At 67.7% G+C, this 23,686-nt stretch carries 23 protein-coding genes and 1 tRNA gene; 7 read left to right on the top strand and 17 right to left on the bottom strand.

Going from position 1 to position 23,686, the window contains the following annotated elements; all coding sequences use genetic code 11:
• Positions 1-78 precede the first annotated feature (78 nt).
• From rpoN to ABL308_02530, 5 genes are read right to left on the bottom strand one after another with little or no spacing between them, the layout of a single operon-like run.
• On the bottom strand, positions 79-1,572 hold the full coding sequence (gene rpoN, locus ABL308_02510; GenBank protein ID XBQ16755.1) for an RNA polymerase factor sigma-54: 1,494 nt from the start codon (positions 1,570-1,572) through the stop codon (positions 79-81).
• Positions 1,573-1,580: 8 nt separating this feature from the next.
• Positions 1,581-2,348 (bottom strand): LPS export ABC transporter ATP-binding protein, encoded by a 768-nt coding sequence (gene lptB, locus ABL308_02515; protein XBQ16756.1) that lies wholly within the window; start codon positions 2,346-2,348, stop codon positions 1,581-1,583.
• Between the two features lie 37 nt (positions 2,349-2,385).
• Complete coding sequence (locus tag ABL308_02520; protein ID XBQ16757.1) at positions 2,386-2,979, bottom strand: LptA/OstA family protein; 594 nt, start codon at positions 2,977-2,979, stop codon at positions 2,386-2,388.
• Positions 2,976-3,641 (bottom strand): LPS export ABC transporter periplasmic protein LptC, encoded by a 666-nt coding sequence (lptC, locus tag ABL308_02525; GenBank protein XBQ16758.1) that lies wholly within the window; start codon positions 3,639-3,641, stop codon positions 2,976-2,978. Before lptC ends, ABL308_02520 begins: the two co-directional genes overlap by 4 nt.
• A gap of 19 nt (positions 3,642-3,660) precedes the next feature.
• Positions 3,661-4,275, bottom strand: a complete 615-nt coding sequence (locus ABL308_02530; protein ID XBQ16759.1) for a ribonuclease D — start codon at positions 4,273-4,275, stop codon at positions 3,661-3,663.
• A gap of 185 nt (positions 4,276-4,460) precedes the next feature.
• Here ABL308_02530 and ABL308_02535 point away from each other — a divergent pair, with 185 nt between their 5' ends.
• Positions 4,461-4,844: an STAS/SEC14 domain-containing protein gene (locus ABL308_02535; GenBank protein ID XBQ16760.1), complete on the top strand. Its 384-nt coding sequence runs from the start codon at positions 4,461-4,463 to the stop codon at positions 4,842-4,844.
• Here the strand turns inward: ABL308_02535 and ABL308_02540 are convergent.
• Positions 4,841-5,569, bottom strand: coding sequence for a metallophosphoesterase family protein (locus ABL308_02540; protein XBQ16761.1), 729 nt, complete (start codon positions 5,567-5,569; stop codon positions 4,841-4,843). The genes ABL308_02535 and ABL308_02540 overlap by 4 nt on opposite strands.
• A gap of 202 nt (positions 5,570-5,771) precedes the next feature.
• A tRNA-Leu gene (locus ABL308_02545) sits at positions 5,772-5,858 on the bottom strand.
• Positions 5,859-6,054: 196 nt separating this feature from the next.
• Here ABL308_02545 and ABL308_02550 point away from each other — a divergent pair.
• Both ABL308_02550 and hslV read left to right on the top strand, forming a co-directional pair.
• The gene (locus ABL308_02550; protein ID XBQ16762.1) at positions 6,055-7,038 is read left to right on the top strand and encodes a complex I NDUFA9 subunit family protein; all 984 of its coding nucleotides are present in this window, start codon (positions 6,055-6,057) and stop codon (positions 7,036-7,038) included.
• Positions 7,039-7,078: 40 nt separating this feature from the next.
• Positions 7,079-7,624, top strand: coding sequence for an ATP-dependent protease subunit HslV (gene hslV, locus ABL308_02555; protein ID XBQ16763.1), 546 nt, complete (start codon positions 7,079-7,081; stop codon positions 7,622-7,624).
• Between the two features lie 4 nt (positions 7,625-7,628).
• Here hslV and dapF read toward each other — a convergent pair whose 3' ends face one another.
• Positions 7,629-8,510, bottom strand: a complete 882-nt coding sequence (gene dapF / locus ABL308_02560) for a diaminopimelate epimerase (protein XBQ16764.1) — start codon at positions 8,508-8,510, stop codon at positions 7,629-7,631.
• Positions 8,511-8,681: 171 nt separating this feature from the next.
• On the opposite strand from dapF, the gene ABL308_02565 reads away from it, so the two are divergent.
• The 3 genes from ABL308_02565 to ABL308_02575 all read left to right on the top strand — a co-directional run bounded on the left by ABL308_02565 (position 8,682) and on the right by ABL308_02575 (position 11,733).
• Complete coding sequence (locus ABL308_02565) at positions 8,682-10,847, top strand: prolyl oligopeptidase family serine peptidase (GenBank protein XBQ16765.1); 2,166 nt, start codon at positions 8,682-8,684, stop codon at positions 10,845-10,847.
• Positions 10,848-11,133: 286 nt separating this feature from the next.
• Positions 11,134-11,409 (top strand): KGG domain-containing protein, encoded by a 276-nt coding sequence (locus ABL308_02570; protein XBQ16766.1) that lies wholly within the window; start codon positions 11,134-11,136, stop codon positions 11,407-11,409.
• A 78-nt stretch (positions 11,410-11,487) separates the two neighbouring features.
• Positions 11,488-11,733, top strand: a complete 246-nt coding sequence (locus ABL308_02575) for a stress-induced protein (GenBank protein ID XBQ16767.1) — start codon at positions 11,488-11,490, stop codon at positions 11,731-11,733.
• Here ABL308_02575 and ABL308_02580 read toward each other — a convergent pair.
• Complete coding sequence (locus tag ABL308_02580; GenBank protein ID XBQ16768.1) at positions 11,730-13,058, bottom strand: hypothetical protein; 1,329 nt, start codon at positions 13,056-13,058, stop codon at positions 11,730-11,732. The genes ABL308_02575 and ABL308_02580 overlap by 4 nt on opposite strands.
• Positions 13,059-13,156: 98 nt before the next feature.
• Positions 13,157-13,759 carry a DUF1134 domain-containing protein gene (locus ABL308_02585; protein ID XBQ16769.1) on the bottom strand — a complete coding sequence of 201 codons (603 nt, stop codon included), beginning with the start codon at positions 13,757-13,759 and terminating at the stop codon, positions 13,157-13,159.
• A 163-nt stretch (positions 13,760-13,922) separates the two neighbouring features.
• Here ABL308_02585 and lepA point away from each other — a divergent pair, with 163 nt between their 5' ends.
• Positions 13,923-15,731, top strand: coding sequence for a translation elongation factor 4 (lepA, locus tag ABL308_02590; GenBank protein XBQ16770.1), 1,809 nt, complete (start codon positions 13,923-13,925; stop codon positions 15,729-15,731).
• On the opposite strand, the gene ABL308_02595 is transcribed toward lepA, so the two are convergent.
• The 7 genes from ABL308_02595 to ABL308_02625 all read right to left on the bottom strand — a co-directional run bounded on the left by ABL308_02595 (position 15,728) and on the right by ABL308_02625 (position 23,662).
• The gene (locus tag ABL308_02595) at positions 15,728-15,931 is read right to left on the bottom strand and encodes a hypothetical protein (protein XBQ16771.1); all 204 of its coding nucleotides are present in this window, start codon (positions 15,929-15,931) and stop codon (positions 15,728-15,730) included. The two genes, lepA and ABL308_02595, sit on opposite strands and share 4 nt — an antisense overlap.
• Before the next feature lie 3 nt (positions 15,932-15,934).
• Positions 15,935-16,819, bottom strand: coding sequence for an HNH endonuclease (locus ABL308_02600; GenBank protein XBQ16772.1), 885 nt, complete (start codon positions 16,817-16,819; stop codon positions 15,935-15,937).
• 163 nt (positions 16,820-16,982) lie between these two features.
• On the bottom strand, positions 16,983-17,327 hold the full coding sequence (locus ABL308_02605; GenBank protein ID XBQ16773.1) for a hypothetical protein: 345 nt from the start codon (positions 17,325-17,327) through the stop codon (positions 16,983-16,985).
• A gap of 121 nt (positions 17,328-17,448) precedes the next feature.
• The gene (locus ABL308_02610) at positions 17,449-18,015 is read right to left on the bottom strand and encodes a copper chaperone PCu(A)C (protein XBQ16774.1); all 567 of its coding nucleotides are present in this window, start codon (positions 18,013-18,015) and stop codon (positions 17,449-17,451) included.
• A 107-nt stretch (positions 18,016-18,122) separates the two neighbouring features.
• Complete coding sequence (gene trpS / locus ABL308_02615; protein ID XBQ16775.1) at positions 18,123-19,157, bottom strand: tryptophan--tRNA ligase; 1,035 nt, start codon at positions 19,155-19,157, stop codon at positions 18,123-18,125.
• Between the two features lie 71 nt (positions 19,158-19,228).
• Complete coding sequence (murJ, locus tag ABL308_02620; GenBank protein XBQ16776.1) at positions 19,229-20,830, bottom strand: murein biosynthesis integral membrane protein MurJ; 1,602 nt, start codon at positions 20,828-20,830, stop codon at positions 19,229-19,231.
• Between the two features lie 3 nt (positions 20,831-20,833).
• Entirely contained in the window at positions 20,834-23,662 is a 2,829-nt protein-coding gene (locus ABL308_02625) for a [protein-PII] uridylyltransferase (protein XBQ16777.1), read from the bottom strand.
• Positions 23,663-23,686: the final 24 nt, after the last annotated feature.

Raw genomic sequence — 23,686 nt, forward strand, 5'->3', positions numbered from 1 at the left:
GCATCCGGGGCCTGCCGGCCCGTTCGCCACCTTCAATCGGTCCCCCGGACCGATTGATCGCCTAACGGCGGCCGGCGCTCACCCGACGCCCTTCATCATGCGGCGGCGCTGCACCGAAGAGGGGATGTTCATCGCTTCGCGGTATTTTGCCACTGTGCGCCGGGCGATCTCGACCCCGTCGGCGTGCAGGCGCTCGACGATCCGGTCGTCGCTCATCACCTCGTCGGCGGTCTCTGAATCGATCATCGCCTTGATGCGGTAGCGCACCGCCTCGGCGGAATAGGCCTCGCCGCCGTCGGACGATGCGATGGCGGAGGTGAAGAAGTATTTCAGCTCGAACAGGCCGCGCGGGGTGGAGACGTACTTGTTCGAGGTCACCCGGCTGACCGTGCTCTCGTGCATGCCGACGGCGTCGGCGACGGTCTTGAGATTGAGCGGCCGCAGCCAGGCCACGCCCTTGGCCAGGAAGGCGTCCTGCTGACGCACGATCTCGCCTGAGACCTTGAGGATCGTCCTGGCGCGCTGATCGAGGCTTTTCACGAGCCATCCCGCGTTCTGCGCGCAGGTGGAGATGAAGACCTTCTCCTCCTCGCTGCGCGCGGCCGCGCCGATCTCCGCCGCGTAGCGGTTGTTCACCAGCACGCGCGGCAGGGTTTCGGTGTTCAGCTCCACCGCCCAGCCCCCGTCAGGGCGCTCGCGCACGAAGACGTCGGGCTCCACGGTGCGGGTGTTGTCCGCGCCGAAGCCCAGCCCCGGCTTTGGGGTCAGGCGGCGCAGCTCGGCGATCATGTCGGTCAGGTCGTCGCCGTCCACGCCGCAGGCGGCGCGCAGCCCCGCGTAATCGTGCTTGGCCAGAAGCGGCAGATTGTCCACCAGCGCAGCCATCGCCGGGTCGAGCCGGTCGCGGTCCCTGAGCTGGATCGCCAGGCACTCCTGAAGCGAACGGGCGAGCACGCCGGCGGGCTCGAACTGCTGCAGCCGGTCGAGGATGGCCTCGACCTCCGAGCGGGTCACGCCGAGCCGCTGGGCGGTCTCGTCCAGGTCGGCGCGGAAATAGCCGTCGTCTTCCGCCAGATCGATGAGATGAGCCGCGATCAGCCGGTCTGCGGCGCACAGAGCGAGATCGGCGAGCTGATCGTGCAGATGCTCGCGCAGGGTCTTCTCGGCGCTGGCGTTGGCTGCGAAATCAAAGGCTTCGGAATCGAGCGAGCCGCCCTTGCCGGCCTTGGACCAGTCCACCGACCCGCCCGCGTCCGCGGCGCCGGCCATGTCGGCCTTGGAATCCGAGTACATCGTCTCGGCGTCCGCATCGAGCGCTTCGTCGGCCTTGCCGGGCGCGTCGAAACTCAGCTCGTCGGAGACCTTTTCAGGGGCGGCGTCCTCGCGCTCAATCTCGCCGGGCTCGGGGCGTTCGTCGCGTTCGAGCAGGGGGTTGCGCTCAAGCTCTTCCTCCACGAAGGCGGCGAGCTCCATGTTGTTGAGCTGCAGCAGCTTGATCGCCTGCTGCAGCTGGGGCGTCATGACGAGCCCCTGGCCCTGGCGCGCCTCGAGTTTCTGTCCGAGCCCCGCCATGCCCCCTCCTAGTTGAACCGCTCGCCGAGATAGTGCCGGCGCACGCTTGGATCGTTACGGACTTCGTCGGGAGCACCCTCGAAAAGCACCTCTCCGTCATGAATGATCGTCGCCCGGTCGCAGATCTCCAGCGTCTCGCGGACATTGTGATCGGTGATCAGGATTCCGATCCCGCGCTCCTTGAGATACTCGACCAGATCGCGAATGTCGGCGATGGCCAGCGGGTCGATCCCGGCGAAGGGTTCGTCGAGCAGCATGAAGCTGGGCTGCGCGGCCAGGGCGCGCGCGATCTCCACCCGGCGGCGCTCGCCGCCCGACAGCGCCATGGCCGGGCTGTCGGCGAGGTGGGAGATGTGCAGCTCCTCGAGCAGCTCGGAGACCAGCTCCTTGCGGCGCTTGCGGTCGGGTTCGGCGATCTCTGCGACGGCGGCGACGTTGTCGTACACCGACAGCCCGCGGAAGATCGACGCTTCCTGCGGCAGATAGCCGATGCCCAGCCTGGCGCGCTGGTACATGGGCAGTTCGGTGATCGTCTCGCCGTCGAGCATTATCGTCCCGCTGTCGGCCTTGATCAGGCCGGTGATCATGTAGAAGCAGGTCGTCTTGCCGGCGCCGTTCGGGCCCAGAAGCCCCGCCACCTCGCCGCGATCGAGCGAGAGCGAGACATTCTTGACCACAGCACGCCGGCCGTAGGATTTCGCCAGGCCCTCGACCCGGATTCCCGTCCGCTCCGGCGCGGGCGCCGGCTCGGCCGGCCTGTCCGCAACATCGGTCATGCTGGCCCCTTTACGCCTAAGATTTGGTGAAAGCGCCTCAGCGCCCCTCGGCCGGCACGAACGGCTCGGGGCCGTCGCCGGGGATTTCGGGCTGCGGGCACTCGCCCGGCGCAGGAACCGACGCGGCCCCGGCCTGGGGATCTTCGAAGAACACCGAGCGCACCCGGCGGCTTTCGCCCTGCCCCCCGCCGACCAGGCGCGCCTGACCGCCGTCGATGTCGGCGAAAAGGCTCTCTCCGGTGGAGACGTTGCAGCCCTGGGTGAGCACCACCGAACCGGTCAGCTCGATCGTGCCGGCGTCGAAGTCGTAGACGCCCTCGTCGCCGCGCGCGATCTCGGCGGGCGTGACGTAGTACACGTCCCCGACCGCGACCATACGCCGGATCTGGCCGAAGCCGCCGCCTTCGCGCCGGTCGAAGAAGATCTCCACCGTGTCGGCGCGCAGCCGCGCGTCGCCGCGCAGGATGTTCACGTCGCCTTGATAGATCACCCGGCCTTCGCGGTCGAAGACCTCGCCGCGATCGGCGCTGACGTCGATCGGGCCGTCGCCGGGCGCGTTCGGCGCGGGCTGGGCCTGGGCGGCGGCGGCGAGCAAAGCTGCGGCGGCCGTGGCGGCGAGGGCGCGGATCATGGCTGGGTCTCCGGTTCTTCAGCGTCGTTCATATACAGCCGCGTCTGGACGCCGTCTTCAAGGATGATGCGGCGGCCGTCGTCCTCGACCTCGAACCGGCCGGCCCGGACCGCGCCCCAGGGCGCCTCGCCATAGACCGGCGCATCGCCGGACAGACGGCCTTCGCGCAGATGGATCAGAGCGGCTTCGGTACGAAACGTATATCCCGAGGCGGTGTTCAGGCGCACTTCGTCCTGAAGCAGGAGGGTCTGGGCGGTCTCGTCGAACACGCCGGCGCGGGCGAGCACCGAAGAGGCCTCCTCGGCGGCCGCGTCGACCAGCGCGTAGTCGAGCGTGGGCGATTCAAGGTCTGCGACAGCGCCCGCCCCGCCTGAGCGCCGCGCCGCGGTCAGGGCGGTGACCACGAAGGGCGCGCCGCCCTGGTCCCGGCCGGTGAAGCGCGGATTGACGATGCGTTCGCCGCCGGTGATCTCGGCGGCCGGCTCGTCGACGACCCCCATGGCGGAAATCACGATCTGGACCGCGACATTGATCAGCACGCCGGCGGCGAGCGCGATCAGGCAGAGCCTGGCCAGCCGCACCAGGCGCGACCGCCGCCGAGCCCCCGCGAGCGAGCGAGCGCGCCGCTGTCCGATCAGGGTTCCGGCCGTCGCAGCTGTCACGGTGGCGGCCTCCGTCCGGTCAGGAGTGAGCGAAGATGTCGATATCCTGCCAGCCGGCCAGATCGAGCCGGGCGCGGGCGGGCAGGAATTCGAAACAGGCGCGGGCGAGTTCGGTGCGGCCTTCGCGCTCGAGCATGGCGGCGAGTCCGTCGCGGATGGCGTGCAGATGCAGCACGTCCGAGGCGGCGTAGGCGAGCTGGGCCTCGCTGAGATTTTCCGCCGCCCAGTCCGAGCTCTGCTGCTGTTTGGACAGCTCCACCCCGGCGATCTCGCGGGCGACGTCCTTCAGCCCGTGCCTGTCGGTGTAGGTGCGCACGAGCTTGGACGCGATCTTGGTGCAGAAGACCGGCGCGATCTCGACGCCGAGATCGCGCAGCACCACGGCCACGTCGAAGCGGGCGAAATGCAGGATCTTCTCGACCGACCGGTCGGCGAGCAGCGCCTTGAGGTTCGGGCAGTTATAGGTCTTGCGATCGAGTTGGACGATGTGGGCCTCCCCGTCGCCGGCGGAGAGCTGGACCAGGCACACCTGGTCGCGCACCAGCGACAGGCCCTGGGTTTCGGTGTCCACGGCCACGCGCGCGCCGAGATCGAGACCGGCGGGCAGATCGCCCTTGTGCAAATGAACGCTCATGATGAATCGCAGTCCGCTCGAACCGGCGGTGTCGCCAGCCTAAACCTCAACCTCCTATCGGGGTTTCGGCGCGCGAGGTCAACGCGGCAGGGTTTACGCATACCCGATATACTGCGCTGAACGCTTTCACGAACACACGGCTTCGCGCATATGCGGCGGGTCATCCAGCCGCCCCCAAAATTTTTATGGACGCTTCGTCGAACACCGACCGGATTCAGCTGCGCGTCGACCCGGCCGCAGGTGTCCTGTCCCTGCACTTCAAAGGCCCGGTCAACGCCGACGATCTGGAGATCGCGCACGAGCGCCTCGTGGACGTCGCCACCAAGACCCAGGTCGGCGCGATCCTCATCGACGCGCGATTTTCCGAACCGGCCTACACGCCGGCCGAGCTGATCGACAATGTCGAACGCTCGCTGCAATTCGTCGCGCCGCGCCGCTGCGCCTTCGTGGCGAGCGAGGACCGCAAGCGCGAGGTCATGCTGATCGAGACGGTGAGCTTTCCCTTCTCGGTGCGGGTGCGCGCCTTCACCACGCTCGAAGACGCGCGCGCCTGGGCCTCCGAAGTCTAGGCGTCTCCGCCGACGCTGAGCACCTCTTCAAGCGCGCCGTCGACGAACACCCCTGCGCTCAGCCGGCCGCCATAGACCGCGCCTGTGTCGAGGCCCACGCGGTTCGCCCGGATCTCGGGCCCCTCGCCGGGGGTGTGCGCATGCACCACGCGCAAACCCTCCACCCAGGGTTCGGCGTCCACGCCCATGAACAGCGGATCGCGCGACCAGAGCAGTTCCTCGTCCGACTGCGCGTCGAGCGGCTTTCTGGGCCGGACGCCGGCGTGCACGAAGAACAGGCCGTCCTCGCGATCGAGGTGATAGACCGGCCGCTCTTCGAGAATGCGCTTGAGGAAATCCCGGTGCGCCGGAGGAACCAGATCGAAGCTGCGCCAGCAGCGCGAGGCCGAAAGGCGCGTCGCGCCGTAGCTTTTCAGCGTCGCCTTCGCCCCGTTCGTCCACCACAGGGCGGCCGCGCGCTCGGCGTCGCCGGGCTTCAGGCTCAGCGCCTCGTGCATCATCTGGTCGTGATTGCCCGGCAGGACGACATGGCCGTCCTCATCGAGCTTCATGATGATGTCGATCACGCGCGCGCTGTCCGGCCCCCGGTCGACATAATCGCCGAGCATGACGATCCGATGCTCGCGATCCTCATGAAGCGTGCGCGCATGCCGGCCGATCTTCGCCAGCAGCGTCTCCAGCGCGTCCGCGCACCCGTGAACGTCTCCGACCGCATAATACAGCATGACAGGGAGACTCCGCGCAGACGGCGGTCGTTGCAAGCGGGATGCAGATGGGGGTGCGGTGCGACGCGGATTATGACGCGGATTATAGAGAGCCGCTAATACCAATTCTGGAGAGCACCGGGACCCAGCCCCTGCCGGGGCATTCTTCGCCTGAAATCAGTCCCCCGGACTGATTTCTCATGCTTCACATGACCGGCTTGAATGGTGCCCAGGAGAAGACTCGAACTTCCACTCCCATACGGGAACTGGCACCTGAAGCCAGCGCGTCTACCAATTCCGCCACCTGGGCTCGGGGTCGGAGCGGGGGAGATAATGGAAGGGCGGCGGCGCTGTCAACGCCCTGTCGCCGCAGGTGCTGCGCAAGCCTTGCAGAACGGGCCGGGCGCGCATGGACACCGGGAGCGTTTTTTGGTCTATCGGCGCGCGAAGACTAGCTCTGGCGGGGAAGACGCCTGTTTTCTCCGCAACGCCCAGCGAGGCTGATTATGAAACTGCGCGACGAGATGATCACCGTGTTCGGCGCTTCCGGCTTCATCGGCCGGTACGTGGTGCGCCGCCTGGCCAAGGCCGGCTACCGGGTGCGTGCGGCGACGCGCCGTCCGCATCTGGCCAACGAACTCAAGCCCATGGGCGTGGTCGGCCAGATCCAGCTGGTGCAGGCCAACGTGAAGGACCGCGCCTCGGTCGAGCGCGCGGTCGAGGGCGCCTCGGGCGTCATCAATCTGGTCGGCATCCTGGCCGAGGCCGGCAAGCAGAGCTTCGACGCGCTCCAGCACAAGGGCGCAGGCCTGATCGCGGAAAGCGCGAAAAAGGCCGGAATCACCAGGATGGTCCACATCTCCGCCATCGGCGCGGACGAGGACAGCCGCAGCAAATATGCAAAGACCAAGGCGCTGGGCGAGAAGACCGTGCGCGCCGCGATCCCCGAGGCGGTGATCCTGCGCCCCTCCATCGTGTTCGGCCCGGAAGACGAGTTCTTCAACAAGTTCGCCGACATGGCCCGCTTCGCCCCCGCCTTGCCCCTGATCGGCGGCGGCAGGACGAAGTTCCAGCCGGTCTATTGCGACGACGTCGCCGAGTGCGCGGTGCGCGCGCTGGAGATGGACGCCGCGCGCGGGCGCACGTTCGAGCTCGGCGGGCCCGGGGTCTTCACCTTCAAGGAGATCCTGGAATTCATCATGGAGACGACCGGCCGCAAGCGCGTGCTCGTTCCCATCCCCTTCGCCGCGGCGACCGGCATGGGGCTGATCGGCGAGATCACCGGCAAGCTGCCTTTCGTGCAGCCCTTCCTGACCCGCGACCAGGTCCTGCTTTTAAAGCGCGACAATGTCGCCGGCGAGGGATCGGACGATGTCGGCCTAATCGCCGATCTGGGGGTCGAGACCGAAAGCGTCGAGGCGATCGTGCCGGGCTATCTGGCGCGCTACCGCAAGGCCGGGCAGTTCGCCGAGGAGACCGAACGGGCCTAGGCCGCGTTCCCCATCGCCCGCGACAGAAAGGCCCTGACCGATGAGCGATAACTTCCCCGGCTGGCACGCCACCACGATCCTGTGCGTGAGGCGTAACGGCAAGGTCGCGCTGGCCGGCGACGGCCAGGTCTCGATCGGCAACACCGTGATGAAGGCGACCGCCAGGAAGGTCCGGCCGCTGTCGGGCGGCAAGGTGATCGCGGGCTTCGCCGGCGCCACGGCCGACGCGTTCGCACTGTTCGAACGGCTCGAAGGCAAGCTTGAAAGCCATTCGGGACAGCTCGCGCGGGCCTGCGTGGAGCTGGCCAAGGACTGGCGCACGGACCGCTACATGCGCCGGCTCGAGGCCATGCTGATCGTGGCCGACAAGGACGAAAGCTTCGTGCTGACCGGCGCAGGCGACGTGCTCGAACCCGAAGACGGCATCGCGGCTATCGGGTCGGGCGGCAATTATGCGCTGGCCGCCGCCCGCGCGCTGATGGACTACGAGACCGACGCGGAGACGATCGCGCGCAAGGCGATGAAGGTGGCCGCGGACATCTGCGTGTTCTCCAACGGCAATCTCACCGTCGAGACGCTGGGCTAGACGCTCAGCCGGCGAAGGCGGCCAGAAGGTCTTCGGGCAGGTCGAGCCGGCCTTCGAGTTCGACCGGGCCGGCGAGATGGACGTGGCCGTCCTTGGTCCAGCGGACCGGTAGCCGGCCGCCGTCGGCTTCGATAACCGCTTCGCGCGCCGCCAGCCCCCTGCGGTTCGCCGCGACCAGCGCGGCCGCAGCCCCGGTGCCGCAGGCCAGCGTCAGGCCGGCGCCGCGCTCCCAGACCTTCAGACGGATGTCCTCGGGCGAGCGTATTTCAGCAAAGCCGACATTAGCCTTTTCAGGGAAGAGCGGATCGGTCTCAATCTTGGGCCCGATCGCTTCGATCGGCACTGCGTCGACCGATTTCACGAAGAAGACCACGTGCGGGTTGCCCATCGACACCGCGCCGGGGTCCTTCAGAACGCCGCCTTCGGGCAGCGCGACCTCGAAATCGAGCCGGTCGGTGGCGCTCTCGCGGGCCAGCGGGATCTCCCGCCAGTCGAGCCGGGCGGGGCCGAGATCGACCTCGGCCTGACCGCCGGGCTTGCGTCTGGCGCGCAAGGCCCCGCCGAGCGAGGACAGGGTCAAGCTCTCCCGCCCGTCCTCGTCGAAGATCAGCCAGGCCGCCGCGCGCGTGCCGTTGCCGCAGGCGCCGACTTCCGAGCCGTCCCGGTTCCAGACCCGCAGCCGGGCGTCGGCGCCGGGATCGTCCTCGAGCGCGAGCAGCTGATCGAAACGATGGCGGTCCGCGATCGCGCGCACGGCGGCCTCTTCAGGCGCGGCGGATCCGCCCTCGCCCCTGCGGTCGATCAGCACGAAGGCGTTGCCCGCCCCGTTCATGCGCCAGACGATCATCGCCTCGCTCTCCGAAACTCGCGCCGCCTCCTGCGCCACGTGTCGAAACCGTAATGGTGAAGGCTTTGACGGAACAGAGGCGGCGCTGTTGAATGCGCGGCGAGTTCGTCTGACAAGGGGAAAAACACCATGATGCGATCGGGGCTCGTCCTCAGCGCTGCAGCCGCCGTACTGGCGCTCGCGGCCTGTTCGCCGTCTGAAGAGACTTCCATGACCGAAAACGACACCGAGTCCGCCGCGCAGGACGCCGCAGCCGAGCCGGCGCGGCCCGCCGCGTCCGAAGAGGCGCTGGCGCTGAACACCGCGATCCAGAACGAAGAAGAGCCGCTGGTCTGGCTCGAAGAGGTCGAGGGCGAACGCGCGCTCGACTTCGCCCGGTCGATGAACGAACGCACGCTGGAGCGCTTGCAGTCCGATCCGCGCTATGACGTGCTTTACGATCGCGCACTCGAAGTGCTGCAGAGCGCGGACCGGATCCCCTACGTGGGCGTGCGCGGCGGCGAGCTGTGGAATTTCTGGCGTGACGCGCAGAACACCCACGGCCTTTGGCGCAAAACCACGCCGGAAAGCTACGCCACCCAGTCGCCGGAGTGGGAGGTCGTGCTCGATCTCGACGCCCTGGCCGACGAGGAAGGCAAGAACTGGGTCTGGCGCGGCGCGAACTGCCTGGCGCCCGATTACGATCGCTGCCTCATCACCCTGTCCGACGGCGGTTCGGACGCGGCCGTCACCCGCGAATGGGACATGGAGAGCCGCAGCTTCGTCGAAGACGGCTTCGTCATCCCCGAGACCAAGGGCTCTGCGGCCTGGATCGACGCCGACACGCTGCTGGTCGCCACCGCGCTCGATCCCGCCGAGGCGACGAGCTCGGGCTATCCCTTCGTGGTCAAGCGCTGGGAGCGCGGCACGCCGATCGAGGACGCGGTCGAGGTGATCCGCGGGGCTGAGAGCAATGTCGGCGTCTGGCCTGCGCGCTTCGAAGCCGCCGACGGCACCGCCTACATGGCCGCGGTGCAGGCCGAGAGCTTTTTTGAAAGCGTGTACTGGTTCCTGCCCGAGGGCGCGTCCGGCGAGCCGGTGCGCATGCCGCTGCCGCGCAAATCCAGCCCGCGCGGCCTGTTCGACACCCAGCTGGTCTTCACCATCGAGGAAGACTGGACCCCGGCCGAGGGCGGGGAAAGCTATCCCGCCGGCGCGGTTCTGAGCTTCGACATGGCCGAGTTCGCCGAGACCGGCGCGCTGCCCGCGGTCGAGGCGGTGTTCGTGCCCAATGAGCGCCAGTCGATCGGCTCGGTCGCCTCGACCGCCGAGAACCTGCTCATGGTGGTCAACGACAACGTGGTGGGCCAGCTTCTCGCCTTCACCCACGACGAGGGCGGCTGGTCGAGCTCGGCGGTGCCGACGCCGGACAACGCGACGCTGTCGGTCGTCACGGCGGACGATCAGAGCGATCTCGCCTACATCAATGTCGAAGGCTTCCTGACGCCGGAGACGCTCTACCGCCTGACCCCCGAGCTGGGGCTCGAGCGGGCCAAGTCCGCGCCGGCCTGGTTCGACACCGAAGGCCTCGTGGTCGAGCAGCGCCAGGCCGAGAGCACGGACGGCACGATGATCCCCTATTTCATCGTGCGCGCCGAGGACGCGGCCGAGGCCGGCCCCACGCTTCTTTACGCCTATGGCGGCTTCCAGGTCAGCCTGACGCCGAACTATTCGGGCACGATGGGCCGGTCCTGGCTGGAGAACGGCGGGACCTACGTGCTGGCGAACATCCGAGGCGGCGGCGAGTTCGGCCCCGCCTGGCACCAGGCGGGCCTGCGCACCAATCGCCAGCGCATCTATGACGACCTGATCGCGGTCGCCGAGCAGCTGGTCGCAGACGGCGTCACCACGCCGGACCAGCTGGCGGTCGAAGGCGGCTCCAACGGCGGTCTGCTGACCGGGGTGATGTACACCCAGCGGCCCGACCTTTGGGGCGCGGTGATCAGCCAGGTGCCGCTTCTGGACATGCTGCGCTTCCACATGCTTCTGGCCGGGGCGAGCTGGCAGGATGAGTACGGCTTCCCTGACGACAACGAAGCCGAACGCGCCTTCCTCAAGGGCATCTCCCCGCTTCACAATGTCGAGCCGGGGACCGACTATCCGCCGCTCTTCCTTCTGACCTCCACCAAGGACGACCGGGTGCATCCCGGCCATGCGCGGAAGATGGCCTATCTTCTGAACGAGCTCGGCGAGGACGTCCTCTACTACGAGAACATGGAGGGCGGTCACTCCGCCGCCGCCAATCTCGAAGAGACCGCCAAGCGGCTCGCGCTGGAGTTCACCTTCCTGATGCAGGAGCTGATGGGCCCGGCCGAGACCGAGGCCGCCGCCGACTGACCGCCCGGCGGATCTGACTGAAACGAGGCCCCGGAGCGCTGCGCTCCGGGGCCTTTTTCTTGCCGGGGCGGAGCGGCCGAGCTGCAGCAAAACCGCCCCTCACCAAAAGAATTTCAGCTCACAACACTGCGCCTGATTTCCTGCCCTCACGCGAAAATTTGCAGCCTTTGCTGGGCTTTAGCGCCCGCTTCGGCGCGCCGAAACCGGCGGCGGCGCACGGTGTTGAGGATCCAGACGCGCCGATGAGCGGCGTGTCGGACGAAAAGCAAGACAGGGAGAAACGCCCATGGCTCGCAATGACGGCCAGTTCAAGCCGAACGATCCGGAAACCCGGAAGACCGCAGCGAAGGGCGGCGAAGCGTCCAGCGGCTCCTTCGAACAGGGCAGCCAGCGCGCCCGCGAGGCCGGCCGTGAAGGCGGTCAGGCAAGCTCCGGCTCGTTCACCCAGGGCGATGCCCGCGCCCGCGAAGCCGGAAAGAAGGGCGGCGAGGCCAGCTCGGGCTCCTTCTCTGAAGGTTCCGAGCGCGCCCGCGAAGCCGGCCGCAAGGGCGGCAGCCGGTAAAGCTGCTGCAATCCCCCGCCCCGCCCCAGAACCGGGGCGGGGCGACGGGGGTTAAAGCCTCAGACCGAGGAGGCTTACATGGCAGATCAAGGCCGAACCGATAACGCCGGCCGATTCACCCCCGGCGCCGAACGCGCACGCGAAGCGGGCCGCAAGGGCGGCCTGAAATCGTCCGGACGCTTCAAGCCCGGCGCAGCCGCAGCCAGCGCGGCGGGCCGCAAGGGCGGACTGAAATCACCAGGCAAGTTCACAGCCGGATCGGACCGCGCCCGCGAAGCCGGCCGCAAGGGCGGCATGGCGCGGCGCAAGAAGTCCGACAGCTAGAGACCGCCGCCGACGCGGTTCTTCCAGTAGCCGACGTCTTCGGCGTACTTGCCGACGATCTCGCTCATCACCGCGTCCAGGCGCAGGGTGTGGAAGCTGATCCATTCGCCCTGGTCGATCTCTTCGAGCGCCTTCATGGCGTTGATGAGGAAGAAGGCGTATAGCGCCACCACCAGCACGAACAAGACCGCGAACACCCAGCCCAGCGCCAGGATCGTCTCGAACGGCGCGCGGGCGGTGAACACCCCGAGCGCCAGCAAGAGCACGGCGAGCGCGACCAGGAACCCGCTCGGCACGAAGACGAGGTAGTAGTGCGAGTTGCGCCGGATCTGGAAGGCGGTGTTGCGCACATAGGTCTCGATGAAAAAGACCCGCAGCGCGATCCAGCTGATGTTCAGCATCCACAGCTGGGCCTCTTCGGCGAGATGCTTGGAATCGCGCTCCTGACCCACCGTCAGGGACTTCGCCTTGCCCACCGCGGTGCGGTAATGATCGTTCACCCGGGCGAGATAGCGGGTGAGGAAGTTCGCCATCTCCCGCGCGGTGTTGCGCTGATAGGGCGAGTATTCCGCATAATAGAGCGCCCACATCGCCATCGCGGCGAGCAGGCAGCTGCCCGCCCCGACGACGAGCGAGGTGAGCTGGGCGGAGCTGACCAGCGCGTCGTCGCTGAGCCCCGCGAACAGGCCGAGGCTCTGAATCAGGCCGGTGTCGTTGGCCAGGATGTTCACCAAAAGCACCGCGCCGAGGATCAGCGAGAACCAGACCGCAAGCTTGCGGACGTTTGCGTTCATCAGCTTGCGGCTCTCATTCAGCAGATAGAGCACGCCTGAATCGCTCTCGTGAAACTGCCGGGCGATGACCGCGCCCTCGACATCCTCGAACAGGGCGCGCGGATCGGCCTCGATCGGCACCCGCCCGCCCAGGAAGCCCTGCGCCAGCTTGCTGTAGCGCTCGGCCGTCTCGCGGTTGAGCTCTTCGGGCATTCGCATGAAGCCCACGCGCACCATCAGCCATTTGAAGAACACGCCCTGGCGCTGAAGAAAGCTTTCCTCGTGCGCGAAGTCGTCGCCCAGCGCGGCGTCTGTGAGCGTCTTGTGCCCGGACACCGCCGCAGACGCAGCCGCGCCCGCCGCCGGCCCGCCGCGCTCTCCCCGGCCGACAAGGCGCAGCAGCGGCCGGAACGGCCAGGCGAAGGTCCTGAGCGCGCCGGCGAAAAGCTGCCACACCCAGCGCCGCAAGAGATACGCCGCGAGCGCCAGCGCCAGGCCGAGCACCAGCCCGGCTGCGAACAGCTCGATCTCGGTCGCGATCGTCATGTCCATGGCCCCGCCTCCGCTCGCCTCTCATGCGCCCCCTCAGGCATGAGACCAGCTTAATGGGCGGGGCGCACGAAAGCGAGGAAAAGCGGACCGGATCCGCCTCAGAACGGGATCCAGTTGCGCTGGCGCGAATAGCTGAGATAGCCCACGTTCGCCCCGGCGCGCAGGCCGACGCCCGAGCGGATCGGCGCGAGCGTGATCTCGTCGGCGCGCTGATAGTTCACGCCCAGCCCGGCGACGAAATAGGCCGTGCCTTCCACGCCCGGAAAGCGCTGATACAGCCGGTCGGTGTCGCGCAACTCGTAGACCAAGGTGAAGACCCGGCTGGCGTTGCCGCCCGCGTCGAAGCCCACCGAAGGCCCCTGCCAGTACACCTTCTGACGCTCGCCCGAGCCCTTGAGCGTGAGATAACCCTCGCCGTAACGCAGGCCGACGCCCGCCGCGGCGGACACTTCCTCGCCGGCGATATAGCCCACGGGCCGGCCGAGATCTGAGAACACCCGCTCCAGCGCGCTGGCCGCAGCCTCGGCGGTGACCCCGAAGAAGTCGGCGGCCGCCTCCACCATCTCGTCGCGCGAATAGGTGTCGATCGGCTCCTGATAGCTGCTGGGCTGGCCGTATTCGGGCGGCGGCGCGGAATTGGTCGTACACGCGGCGAGCGTCAGAAGGGCGGCGGGCGCTAGAAGACGGGCGAGAAAGCGCATGGGGGAACTCCGCTTCGAACAGGCGTTACGGGCAGGCTGACCCTGCTTTGCGGCAGATGTCGGGCGCTTTGATTAACGCGGCGTGTGCGCGGGCGCTCCGCCCCTGCGTCCGCCCCGCCGATCGCGCTTGGCGCAAGGGCGTCTCGATGCTACCTCCCGCGCCATGAGCACAGATCCGTCCCGCATCCGCAATTTCTCCATCGTCGCGCATATCGACCACGGCAAGTCCACGCTCGCCGACCGGCTGATCCAGGTCACCGGCGGGCTGACGGACCGTGAGATGAAGGAGCAGGTGCTCGACAACATGGAGCTCGAGCGCGAGCGGGGCATCACCATCAAGGCCCAGACCGTCCGGCTGAACTACACGGCCAAGGACGGTCAGGACTATGTGCTGAACCTGATCGACACGCCCGGCCACGTGGACTTCGCATACGAGGTCTCCCGCTCGCTCTACGCCTGCGAGGGCGCGCTTCTGGTGGTCGACGCCGCGCAAGGCGTGGAGGCCCAGACGCTGGCGAACGTCTATCAGGCGATCGACGTCGATCTCGAGATCGTGCCGGTCCTGAACAAGATCGACCTGCCCGCCGCCGAGCCCGACCGGGTGAAGACCCAGATCGAGGACGTGATCGGCATCGACGCGTCCGAGGCGGTGGAGATCTCCGCCAAGACCGGGCTGGGCGTGCCCGACGTGCTCGAAGCGATCGTCACCCGCCTGCCCGCGCCGAAATCCGGCGACCCGTCCGCGCCGCTGAAGGCGCTGCTCGTGGACAGCTGGTACGACACCTATCTGGGGGTGATCTGCCTGGTGCGCATCATCGAGGGCACCCTCAAAAAAGGCATGCGCGTGCGCATGATGGGCACCGGCGCGAGCTATAACGTGGACGGGGTGGGCGTGTTCACGCCCGCCAAGCGCGACACCGACACGCTCGGCCCCGGCGAGATCGGCTTTCTGAACGCCTCGATCAAGCAGGTGCGCGACACCCGCGTGGGCGACACCATCACCGAGGAAAAGCGCCCCACCAAGGACATGCTGCCGGGCTTCAAGCCCGCCGTGCCGGTGGTGTTCTGCGGCCTGTTCCCGGTGGACGCGGCCGACTTCGAGGACCTGCGCGACGCGGTCGAGCGGCTGGCGCTCAACGATGCGAGCTTCAGCTTCGAGATGGAGACCTCCGCCGCGCTGGGCTTCGGCTTCCGCTGCGGCTTTCTCGGGCTTCTGCACCTCGAAGTCATCCGCGAGCGGCTCGAGCGCGAGTACGATGTCGACCTCATCACCACCGCCCCGTCTGTGGTCTACGAGATGACGCTGACCGACGGCTCCAGGCTCGATCTGCACAACCCCGCCGACATGCCCGATCCGGTGAAGATCGAAGCCATTTCAGAGCCCTGGATCAAGGCGACCATCCTTGTGCCCGACGAGTTTCTGGGCGGGGTGCTGAAGCTGTGCGAGGACCGCCGCGGCATCCAGAAAGAGCTGACCTATGCGGGCAGCCGCGCCATGCTGGTCTACGAACTGCCGCTGAACGAGGTGGTGTTCGACTTCTACGACCGGCTGAAAAGCGTGACCAAGGGCTACGCCAGCTTCGACTACCAGTTCATCGAGCATCGCGAGGGCGATCTGGTGAAGATGTCCATCCTGGTCAACGAGGAGCCGGTGGACGCGCTGTCCATGATCGTGCACCGCAGCCGCGCGGAGATGCGCGGCCGTGGCATGTGCGAGCGGCTGAAGGACCTCATCCCGCGGCACATGTTCAAGATCCCGATCCAGGCCGCCATCGGCGGCCGCGTCATCGCCCGCGAAACCCTCGCCGCCCTGCGCAAGGACGTCACCGCCAAATGCTATGGCGGCGACGCCACCCGCAAACGCAAGCTTCTGGACAAGCAGAAGGCGGGCAAGAAGAAGATGCGCCAGTACGGCAACGTCGAAATCCCGCAGGAAGCCTTCATCGCGGCGTTGAAGATGGATCAGGATTAGGCGCGGGCTGCCCGGTAGAGCGATACAGGATCGAGATCGTACTTTAGCGCAAAGCGTTCGACATATTCGGTCGAGGACTCACCAGCGCGCCACGCCGCGACCAAGCTGTCCTCCTCGGTTCCGACGTCCTCCAAGTCGATCGCGTAGCGATCTTTCAGGATGGTATCGGTTTCGGCGCGCCAGCGCACATAGTCGCTCATCGGTCACCCTTTGAAGCAGTTCTCTCGGTGCCACCGGAGGAATGCGCGGCTCGGCTGGTCTCGCGCCGCCTCGGGCACGTGAACATATCCGCTCGGATCGAAAAGGCGTTCAACGCCTTCTGGCAAAAGCGGCTTCGCCGTTAAAAGCCGAAAGTCGTCGTCAATGCTGAGCAGGCCGCGATCGAACATCCAATGGACGGTGCGCGATAGAGCCACCCCGTTTCGAACCGAATCGGGACCTTTCTCCGCCACAGGCTTGATATGGGCCGCTTCCATTTCGGCGCGCCCGCCACCATTAATTATCTTCAATCCGGTGACTGCGCAGCGCGAGTCGTAAGCGCTGCGGACTTGGGTCGCGAAAACGCGGTCACGGAAGGGACGTTGGGAGATTTGCTCGAATATCGGGCGCTCGAAATCCAGCTGCCCTTCCTGAACGCCCCATGCAGACTGATCTGCTGCGGCGTCGTTCGCCAGACCGAGAGCCGGCGCGTACCCCGCCTTGAGGATGAGATCGAATTCTTGCTCTGGGATCCGGCGGATCGACCACCCCATCGCGCCACGGCTCGGTTGGCCATCCCCCCGGTCGAGCTTTGACTCCCAATAGCCGCCGTCAGCTCGCTCGAAGAAGACCGGCTCTGGGAACGGCAGGAACTGATCAATGCGAGCGTAGAAGTGGTCCGGCTTTGTCGGATCGGGGTAAACTGAGCTGATCCGACCGGAGGCCCAGTAAACCAAACGGCCGTTGTTACGCCGCGGTTCGTAGAAGAGGCACCCATCGCCGACCGCCTCCTCCGCAGCGCGAAGATATTGCTTCGGGAAGTGATAAAGCTCGCCCGGTACGTCGTCGTAACCGCTCTCGGCGCGTTGGGTTAGGACAACCTTTGACACGAGTAGCCTTCCGACAGGTCAAGTTGCTCCCTATCCAGGCAAATTTCCTCTGCGGGGTCTAGTCAAAACACGCGCCCCCGAACCCCAAAACGAAAAACGCCGCCGCGAGTTTTCGCGGCGGCGTTTTCTGGTTCAGCGCGCCGTTGAGGCGCGCTGGGTGCGGTTAGCCGTCCTGGCCGGGCTCCGCGGTCGGCTCTTCGGCGGGCTCTTCGCCATCGGGAGCGCCGGGCTCGAGCGGGTCGGCGACCGGGTCGGGCATGGTCTCTTCGGTTTCGGCGTCCAGGCCGGGTTCTTCGGCGATCTGGGCGTCCTGCGGGGCGGTGTCGCCTTCGCCGTCGACGACGGCTTCAGGGGTTTCGCCTTCGACCGGTGTGGTCGCGCCGTCGAGCGTGGTGTCTTCGGCGGGGACGGAGTCCGGGGCGGCGGGGGTCTCGCCGGCGCCGGTGTCGCAGGCGGCGAGGGTCAGGGCGGAGGCCGCAGCGAGCAGCGCGGCGAGGCGGGCGGTCATGATCTCAGGGCTCCATCGAGCAGACGGTCCACAAGCGGACCGGCCCGCCGATGTGCGCTCACGCAATCGTGAAATCAAGCGGGTCCGTTAAATTCTTTTAGGTGCGGGCCTCGCGCCGGGCTCAGCCGCCGTGATCCATGCCCTCATGGGCGTCGCCGGACATCGCCCCGGCCGCCGGCGCGGCGTCGGCGAAGGGCAGCGCGGCCTGGATCGAGCGGCCGTCGTCGAAGGTGAAGGTGAGCGCGAGCTCGCCGTCTGCGGCCGCTTCGGGCGTCAGGCCGAAGATCATCAGATGGTCTCCACCCGTGGCGAGTTCGAGCGCGCCGTTCGCGGGCACGTCCATGCCCTCGACCTGGCGCATGCGCATCACGTCGCCCTCCATCGCCATGGTGTGCATCTCTACGCGCTCGGCTTCAGCGCTCTCGACGTAGGACAGCCGCGCCGGCCCGCCGGTGATCGTGACGAAGCCTGCAGTGACCTGACGACCGCCCGGCGGGTTGCGCACCCAGCCGGAGGTGACTGCGAGCTCGGCCTGCACGGCCTCTGCCGGTTCGGAGATGTCGACCGCGTCGCCGGGGGTGGCGCCGTCTTCTTCCATCTCGCTGGTCAGCGAGCCGGGCTCCTCGCGCTCGGAACAGGCGGCCAGAGCGAGGATCGAGCAGGCGGCGAACAGGGCGGGACGGATCATGGCGGTCTCCAGGATGCGGACGGTGGCGAACGCGTATCTGACAGGGATGTTGCGCGACCGAGCCGGGCTTTCAAGCAAAACCCGCCCGGACGCGGGGCGGCGGCGGGTCAAGGCCGCCAGTAGCCCACGAGCTCGCGCGCCTGCCTGATCACAGGGGCGGCGGCTTCGTTCGCCCGGTCCGCGCCCTTTTCGAGCTTGCGGTCGATTTCGGCGGGATCGGCGATCAGGCGGGCGTACTCGCTGCTGATCGGGGCGATGAACTCCACCGCCGCGTCGGCCAGCTTCGGCTTGAACGCGCCGAAGCCATGGCCGGCGAACTCGGCCAGCACCGCTTCGCTGGTCGTTCCGGTCAGCGCGGCGTAAATGCCGACGAGGTTTCTCGCCTCGGGTCGGGCGTCGAGCTCGGCGAGGCTTTCGGGCAAGGGCTCGGGATCGGTCTTCGCCTTCTTGATCTTGCGCGCGATCGTGTCCGCGTCGTCGTCGAGATTGATGCGCGAATTGTCGCTGGGATCGGACTTGCTCATCTTCGCCGTGCCGTCCTTCAGGCTCATGATCCGCGCGCCGTGCTTCTGGATCACCGGCTCGGGCAGCGGAAAGACCGCCTCGCCGTCGCCGAAATCACGGTTGAAACGCGCGGCGATGTCGCGGCTGAGCTCCAGATGCTGCTTCTGGTCCTCGCCGACGGGCACGTGGGTCGCCTTGTAGACCAGGATGTCGGCGGCCTGCAGCACCGGATAGGTGAACAGGCCAACGGAGGCGCGTTCGGCGTCCTTGCCGGCCTTGTCCTTGAACTGGGTCATGCGCTCCAGCCAGCCCAGGCGCGCCACGCACTGGAAGATCCAGGCGAGTTCGGCATGGGCGGGCACGGCGGACTGGGCGAAGACGGCCGATTTGTCGGGATCCACCCCAGCGGCCATGTAGGCGGCGGCCGCCGCGCGCACGCGCTCGGGCAGCAGACGCGGATCATGCGCGACGGTCAGCGCGTGCATGTCCACCACGCAGTAGAAGCATTCCGCGCCGGAATTCTGCAGCTCCACCCACCATTTCAACGCGCCGAGATAATTGCCCAGATGCAGGCCGCCCGTGGGCTGCATGCCGGACAGGATACGCTCGGGGCCGGTGTAGGCGGGGGTCTCGCTCATCGCGTTCAGCTCGCATTCGTCATGAAAGGAGCCTGTCGTTTAGCGGCGCAGCGAAGTCGGCTCAAGCGATCTCAGGCGCCGGGATCGTCTTCGATCTTGCTCTGCGGCACGGCGCGGGGGCGCATCGCCTCGCCGATCTCGCGCGGCTTGACCGCGCCGGTGAGAACGCAGGCGCCGGCATAGACGATCGCGCCGGCGCCGGAGACGGCGAACAACCCGATCACCGCCGCCCAGCCGGCGCCGGTCACCCCGGCGACGGGCGCGATCCAGATTTCGCTATAGCGCACCATCAACCACACCACGGCGCCCATCAGCGCACAGGCCAGAACGATGCGCGGCAGCGACGTCGCGAGCCGGCGGTCTATAGGAAGAAGGCCTCGGCGGCGCAGGGTGAAGGCCAGAAGCCCGGCGTTGGTCCAGCCCGCCGCGCTGGTCGCGACTGCAAGGCCGACAAAGCCCAGCGGGCCGAAGAACAGGCCGACCGCCAGAACGAAGTTCACCGCCACCCCGATCAGGGAGAACATCATCGGCGTCCTCGTGTCTTCGCGCGCAAAGAAGCCCGGCTGCAGCACCTTGATGAGGACGAAGGCGGGCAGGCCCGCGGCGAACACGGCCAGGGCCAGCGCGGTCATCTCGGTGTCCGCGGCGGTGAAGTTCAGCCGCTCGTAAAGCCCGCGCACCAGAAACTCGGGGATGACCAGGAAGGCGGCGGCGGCTGGCAGGGTCAGCGCCATGGACAGCTCGATCGCCCGGTTCATCGTGAAATGGCCGCCCTGCTCGTCTCCGGCGCGCACCCGCCGGGCGAGATTGGGCAGAAGCGCGACGCCCATGGCGATGCCGATCACGCCCAGGGGCAGCTGGTAGAGCCGCTCCGAATAATTGATCCAGCTGCGCGCGCCTTCTTCCAGAGTGGCGATGGAGCTGGTCACCAGCACGTTGATCTGGGTCACCCCGGCTGCGATCGCGCCGGGCACGCCGAGCGCGATCAGGCGCTTCACCCGCGGGGTGAGCCTGGGGATGCGGAAGCCGATCTTCAGACCGCGCGCCCGGGCGGCGACATATAAAAGCGCCGCCTGCATCACGCCTGACACCGTCACCCCGATCGACAGCCACACCGCCAGCCGCTCGCCCTCGGCGAAGTCGAGCGCCAGGATGGCGATCAGCACCAGATTGAAGAGCACGGGCGCGAACGCGCTGGCGGCGAACCGGCCATGGGAGTTGAGCACGCCGGTGATCAGGGCGAGCACCGCCATGGTCAGAAGATACGGCATGGTGATCTGCATCAGCAGGGCCGCGAAGGCGATGCCGCCCGGATCGTCGGCCATGCCGGGGAAGAACACATAGGCCAGCCACGGCGCGGCGATCTGAAAACCGACCACGATCACCAGCGTGGCGGTGACCAGCATGGACAGCGCTTCTGTGGCGAAGCGGGCGGCCTCCTCGGCGTCCTTGCTTTCGAGTTCCTTGGCGTAGAGCGGCACGAAGGCGGCGTTGAACGCGCCCTCGGCCAGAACGCGGCGGAAGGTGTTGGGGATGGTCAGGGCCTGAAAGAAGGTGTCGGCCACCGGCCCTGCGCCGAGATAGGCGGCGGTCAGGATCTCCCGGGCGAAACCGGCGACGCGCGAGAGCAGCGTCATGCCGCTGACCACGCCGAGATTGCGAAGAAGCCTCACGCCCTACCGTCCTGCGCTGGCCGGCGCGCGGGCCAGACCCGCCGCGGCGCGATTGTCGGCCGCTTCCTCGGCTTCGGCGAGCACGGCCTCCAGCGCGGTGCGCACCGCTTCCAGCCTGTCCGGGTCGGACGGCTTTTGGCCTTTCTCGGTGACGTAGAAGGTGTCCACCGCCCGCTCGCCATAGCCGTCGATGCGTGCGCCTTCCACCGACAGGCCCAGATCAGACAGCGTGCGCGCGAGATCGTAGAGCAGGCCCGGCCGGTCCCGGCCCGAGGCTTCGATGACCAGCGCCTCGTCCGCGGCGGTCTCGTCGAGCTTGACGTACGGGGTGACCTTGAACGCCGCCTCGCGCCTGCGGATCGGCCGTTCGGCGATGGCGCAGCTCTCCGGCAGGCCGTCGAGGGCTGCGGCCTCCACGGCGGCCTTGAGCTGATCGCGCAGGGATTCGTGCGCCCAGCCATAAGGCTTGCCGCCGCTTTCCTGGACGAAGAACACGTCGAACGCCCTGCCGTCGGCGGTGGTGGTGACCTGCGCGCCGACCACGTTCGCACCCTGCAGCGCCAGCGCGCCGGCGATGTCGGCGAACAGCCCGTCCCGGTCAGGCGCCAGCACCATGACTTCGGTGGCCGAGCGGCGGCGGTCGACCCGGACGCCGGCGGCGGCTTTCACGCCGCGCGCTTCGGCGGCGCGGGCGAAGGCGGCGTGGCGCAATCGGTCGGTTTCGGAGAAGGCCAGCCAGTAGCTCGGCTCGAGCCCCTGCGACCAGCGCTCGGCGAAGCCTGCGTCGAGCCGGTTCACCGCGGCGCGGAATTTCGACCGGCTGGTCTCGGCGCGTTCGGCCAGGCGCGCCCGGGCGCCGGCCTCGCCCTCATTGGCGCCGCCGTCCTTCAGCACCGCCGCTGTCGCTTCGTAGAGATCGCGCAGGAGCTGGGCCTTCCAGCCGTTCCAGACGCCGGGGCCGACCGCGCGGATGTCCACTACGGTGAGGATCGTCAGAAGCCGCAACCGCTCGATCGAGCCGCACAGCTCGGCGAAGTCGAGCACGGTGCGGGGATCTGAAATGTCGCGGCGCTGGGCGGTCTCGCTCATCTCCAGATGATTGGCGATGAGCCAGGCGACGAGTTCGGTCTCGGCGTCTTCGAGGCCCAGCCTGTCACACGCGATCCGCGCGTTCTGGGCGCCTTCGACGCACTGATCGCCCTTGCCCTTGCCGGTGTCGTGAAGAAGCACGGCGAGGTGCAGAGCGCGCCGCCCCTTGATCTTGGAGATGAGTTTGCTGGACATCGGATGGTCGGCCAGGTGCCGGCCGTTCTCGATCTCGCGCAGCAGCCCCAGCGCGTTCAGCGTATGCTCGTCCACCGTGAAGCGGTGATACATGTTGAACTGGGTTCGCGCGACGATGTCGCCGAACTCGGGCATGTAGGCGCCTAGCAGCCCCGCCTCGGTCATCGCCCGCAGCGTCATGCGCGGATCGTCGGCGTCCAGAAGGATGGCGAAAAAGCTGCGCGCGGCGCGCGGATCTGTCCTGAAGCCCTCGTCGATCAGACGCAGCGACTGGCCCACCGCGGCGACCGCGTCGGGGTGAAGGTCGATGTGGCGCGCGGCGGCGACCTCGAACAGGCGCAACATCAGGACCGGATCGCGCTCGATCGCGCCGCGGTCCGCGAAATCCAGCCGTCCGGCGCGCACGGCGAAGCCCGCCTCGTCGAGCATGTCCGCGTCGCCGGACGCTCCGTCCGCGGGCATGAACCGGCCCGCGTTGCCGGGCAGGTCCTTGAGGTGATCGGCTTCGAGCTTGGCGCAGACCAGTCGTGTCAGCGCGCCCACGTCGATCGCCTTTCTAAAATAGGCCCGCATGAAGGCTTCCACGCCGAGCTGGTCTTCGGTGTCAGCGAACCCCATGCGCGCGGCGATCTCGGGCTGGATGTCGAAGGTCAGACGGTCGTCCTTGCGCCCGACCACGTCATGGACGTGAAAGCGCACCGTCCAGAAGAAATCCGCCGCACTGAGATAGCGCTCCACGTCGCCCACCGAGAACAGGCCGTCGCCGACCCAGCGCTCCATCGCGTCGTCGCCGTAAAGCACCTGGGCGAGCCAGCGCAGGGTCTGAAGATCGCGCAAGCCCCCCTTGCCGTCCTTGACGTTGGGTTCGACCTGATAGCGGCTGTCGCCCTGCCGCTCGACGCGCTGGTCGCGCTCTTCGAGCTTGGCGGCGGCGAACTCGGCGGCGCGGGGCGCCAGCAATTCGGTCTCGAACCGGCCCAGAAGCTCGCGCACGAGCGTGAGGTCGCCGGTGAGCGAGCGCACGTCGAGCAGCGCAGTGCGTTCGCTGACGTCCTCGGCGGCGAGCGCGATCGCCTCGTCGACCGAGCGCACTGCGCCGCCGCCTATATGAAGCCCGCAGTCCCAGAGCGCGTAGAGCGTTCTTTCGATCGCCGCCTCGGCGTGATCGGGCGCGGGGTCGGAGACCAGAAACAGAAGATCGACATCCGAACGCGGGGCGAGTTCGCCCGCGCCGTAACCGCCCAGCGCGCACAGCGCGAGGCCCGGCGCACGCGCGCCCTCGTGTACGAGATCGCCGGACACCGAATCAAACAGCGCCCGGATCGCGGCGTTCATCACGCCAGACAGCGTGCGCGCGGCTTCAAGCCCGCCGCCCGGGCCCTCCAGACGGCTCTCGGCCAGCGCGCGGCCCTTTTCGAGATAGGCCTTGAGCTTGGCGAGCGCGGCCTGGCGCGCGGCCGGCTTGTCCCAGCCCGACCGCGTCGAGGCGGCGAGTTCTGCGCGCAGGCGCAGACCGTCGAGCGATGCGGGAAGCGAGGAGGGTCTCATGGGCCTCAGGTGTAAGCCATTTCA

Source organism: Oceanicaulis sp., assembly GCA_040112665.1.
Lineage (GTDB): Bacteria > Pseudomonadota > Alphaproteobacteria > Caulobacterales > Maricaulaceae > Oceanicaulis.

Bases quoted from the DNA above. Each gene is read 5' to 3' on its own strand.
- ABL308_02570 (XBQ16766.1), top strand. From the start codon at position 11,134: ATGGCTCGCAATGACGGCCAGTTCAAGCCGAACGATCCGGAAACCCGG.
- ABL308_02605 (XBQ16773.1), bottom strand. From the start codon at position 17,327: ATGACCGCCCGCCTCGCCGCGCTGCTCGCTGCGGCCTCCGCCCTGACC.
- lepA (XBQ16770.1), top strand. From the start codon at position 13,923: ATGAGCACAGATCCGTCCCGCATCCGCAATTTCTCCATCGTCGCGCAT.
- lptB (XBQ16756.1), bottom strand. From the start codon at position 2,348: ATGACCGATGTTGCGGACAGGCCGGCCGAGCCGGCGCCCGCGCCGGAG.
- ABL308_02585 (XBQ16769.1), bottom strand. From the start codon at position 13,759: ATGCGCTTTCTCGCCCGTCTTCTAGCGCCCGCCGCCCTTCTGACGCTC.
- ABL308_02520 (XBQ16757.1), bottom strand. From the start codon at position 2,979: ATGATCCGCGCCCTCGCCGCCACGGCCGCCGCAGCTTTGCTCGCCGCC.
- ABL308_02595 (XBQ16771.1), bottom strand. From the start codon at position 15,931: ATGAGCGACTATGTGCGCTGGCGCGCCGAAACCGATACCATCCTGAAA.
- ABL308_02550 (XBQ16762.1), top strand. From the start codon at position 6,055: ATGAAACTGCGCGACGAGATGATCACCGTGTTCGGCGCTTCCGGCTTC.
- ABL308_02535 (XBQ16760.1), top strand. From the start codon at position 4,461: ATGGACGCTTCGTCGAACACCGACCGGATTCAGCTGCGCGTCGACCCG.
- ABL308_02580 (XBQ16768.1), bottom strand. From the start codon at position 13,058: ATGGACATGACGATCGCGACCGAGATCGAGCTGTTCGCAGCCGGGCTG.
- ABL308_02530 (XBQ16759.1), bottom strand. From the start codon at position 4,275: ATGAGCGTTCATTTGCACAAGGGCGATCTGCCCGCCGGTCTCGATCTC.
- ABL308_02625 (XBQ16777.1), bottom strand. From the start codon at position 23,662: ATGAGACCCTCCTCGCTTCCCGCATCGCTCGACGGTCTGCGCCTGCGC.
- trpS (XBQ16775.1), bottom strand. From the start codon at position 19,157: ATGAGCGAGACCCCCGCCTACACCGGCCCCGAGCGTATCCTGTCCGGC.
- rpoN (XBQ16755.1), bottom strand. From the start codon at position 1,572: ATGGCGGGGCTCGGACAGAAACTCGAGGCGCGCCAGGGCCAGGGGCTC.
- ABL308_02575 (XBQ16767.1), top strand. From the start codon at position 11,488: ATGGCAGATCAAGGCCGAACCGATAACGCCGGCCGATTCACCCCCGGC.
- hslV (XBQ16763.1), top strand. From the start codon at position 7,079: ATGAGCGATAACTTCCCCGGCTGGCACGCCACCACGATCCTGTGCGTG.
- ABL308_02540 (XBQ16761.1), bottom strand. From the start codon at position 5,569: ATGCTGTATTATGCGGTCGGAGACGTTCACGGGTGCGCGGACGCGCTG.
- ABL308_02610 (XBQ16774.1), bottom strand. From the start codon at position 18,015: ATGATCCGTCCCGCCCTGTTCGCCGCCTGCTCGATCCTCGCTCTGGCC.
- ABL308_02565 (XBQ16765.1), top strand. From the start codon at position 8,682: ATGACCGAAAACGACACCGAGTCCGCCGCGCAGGACGCCGCAGCCGAG.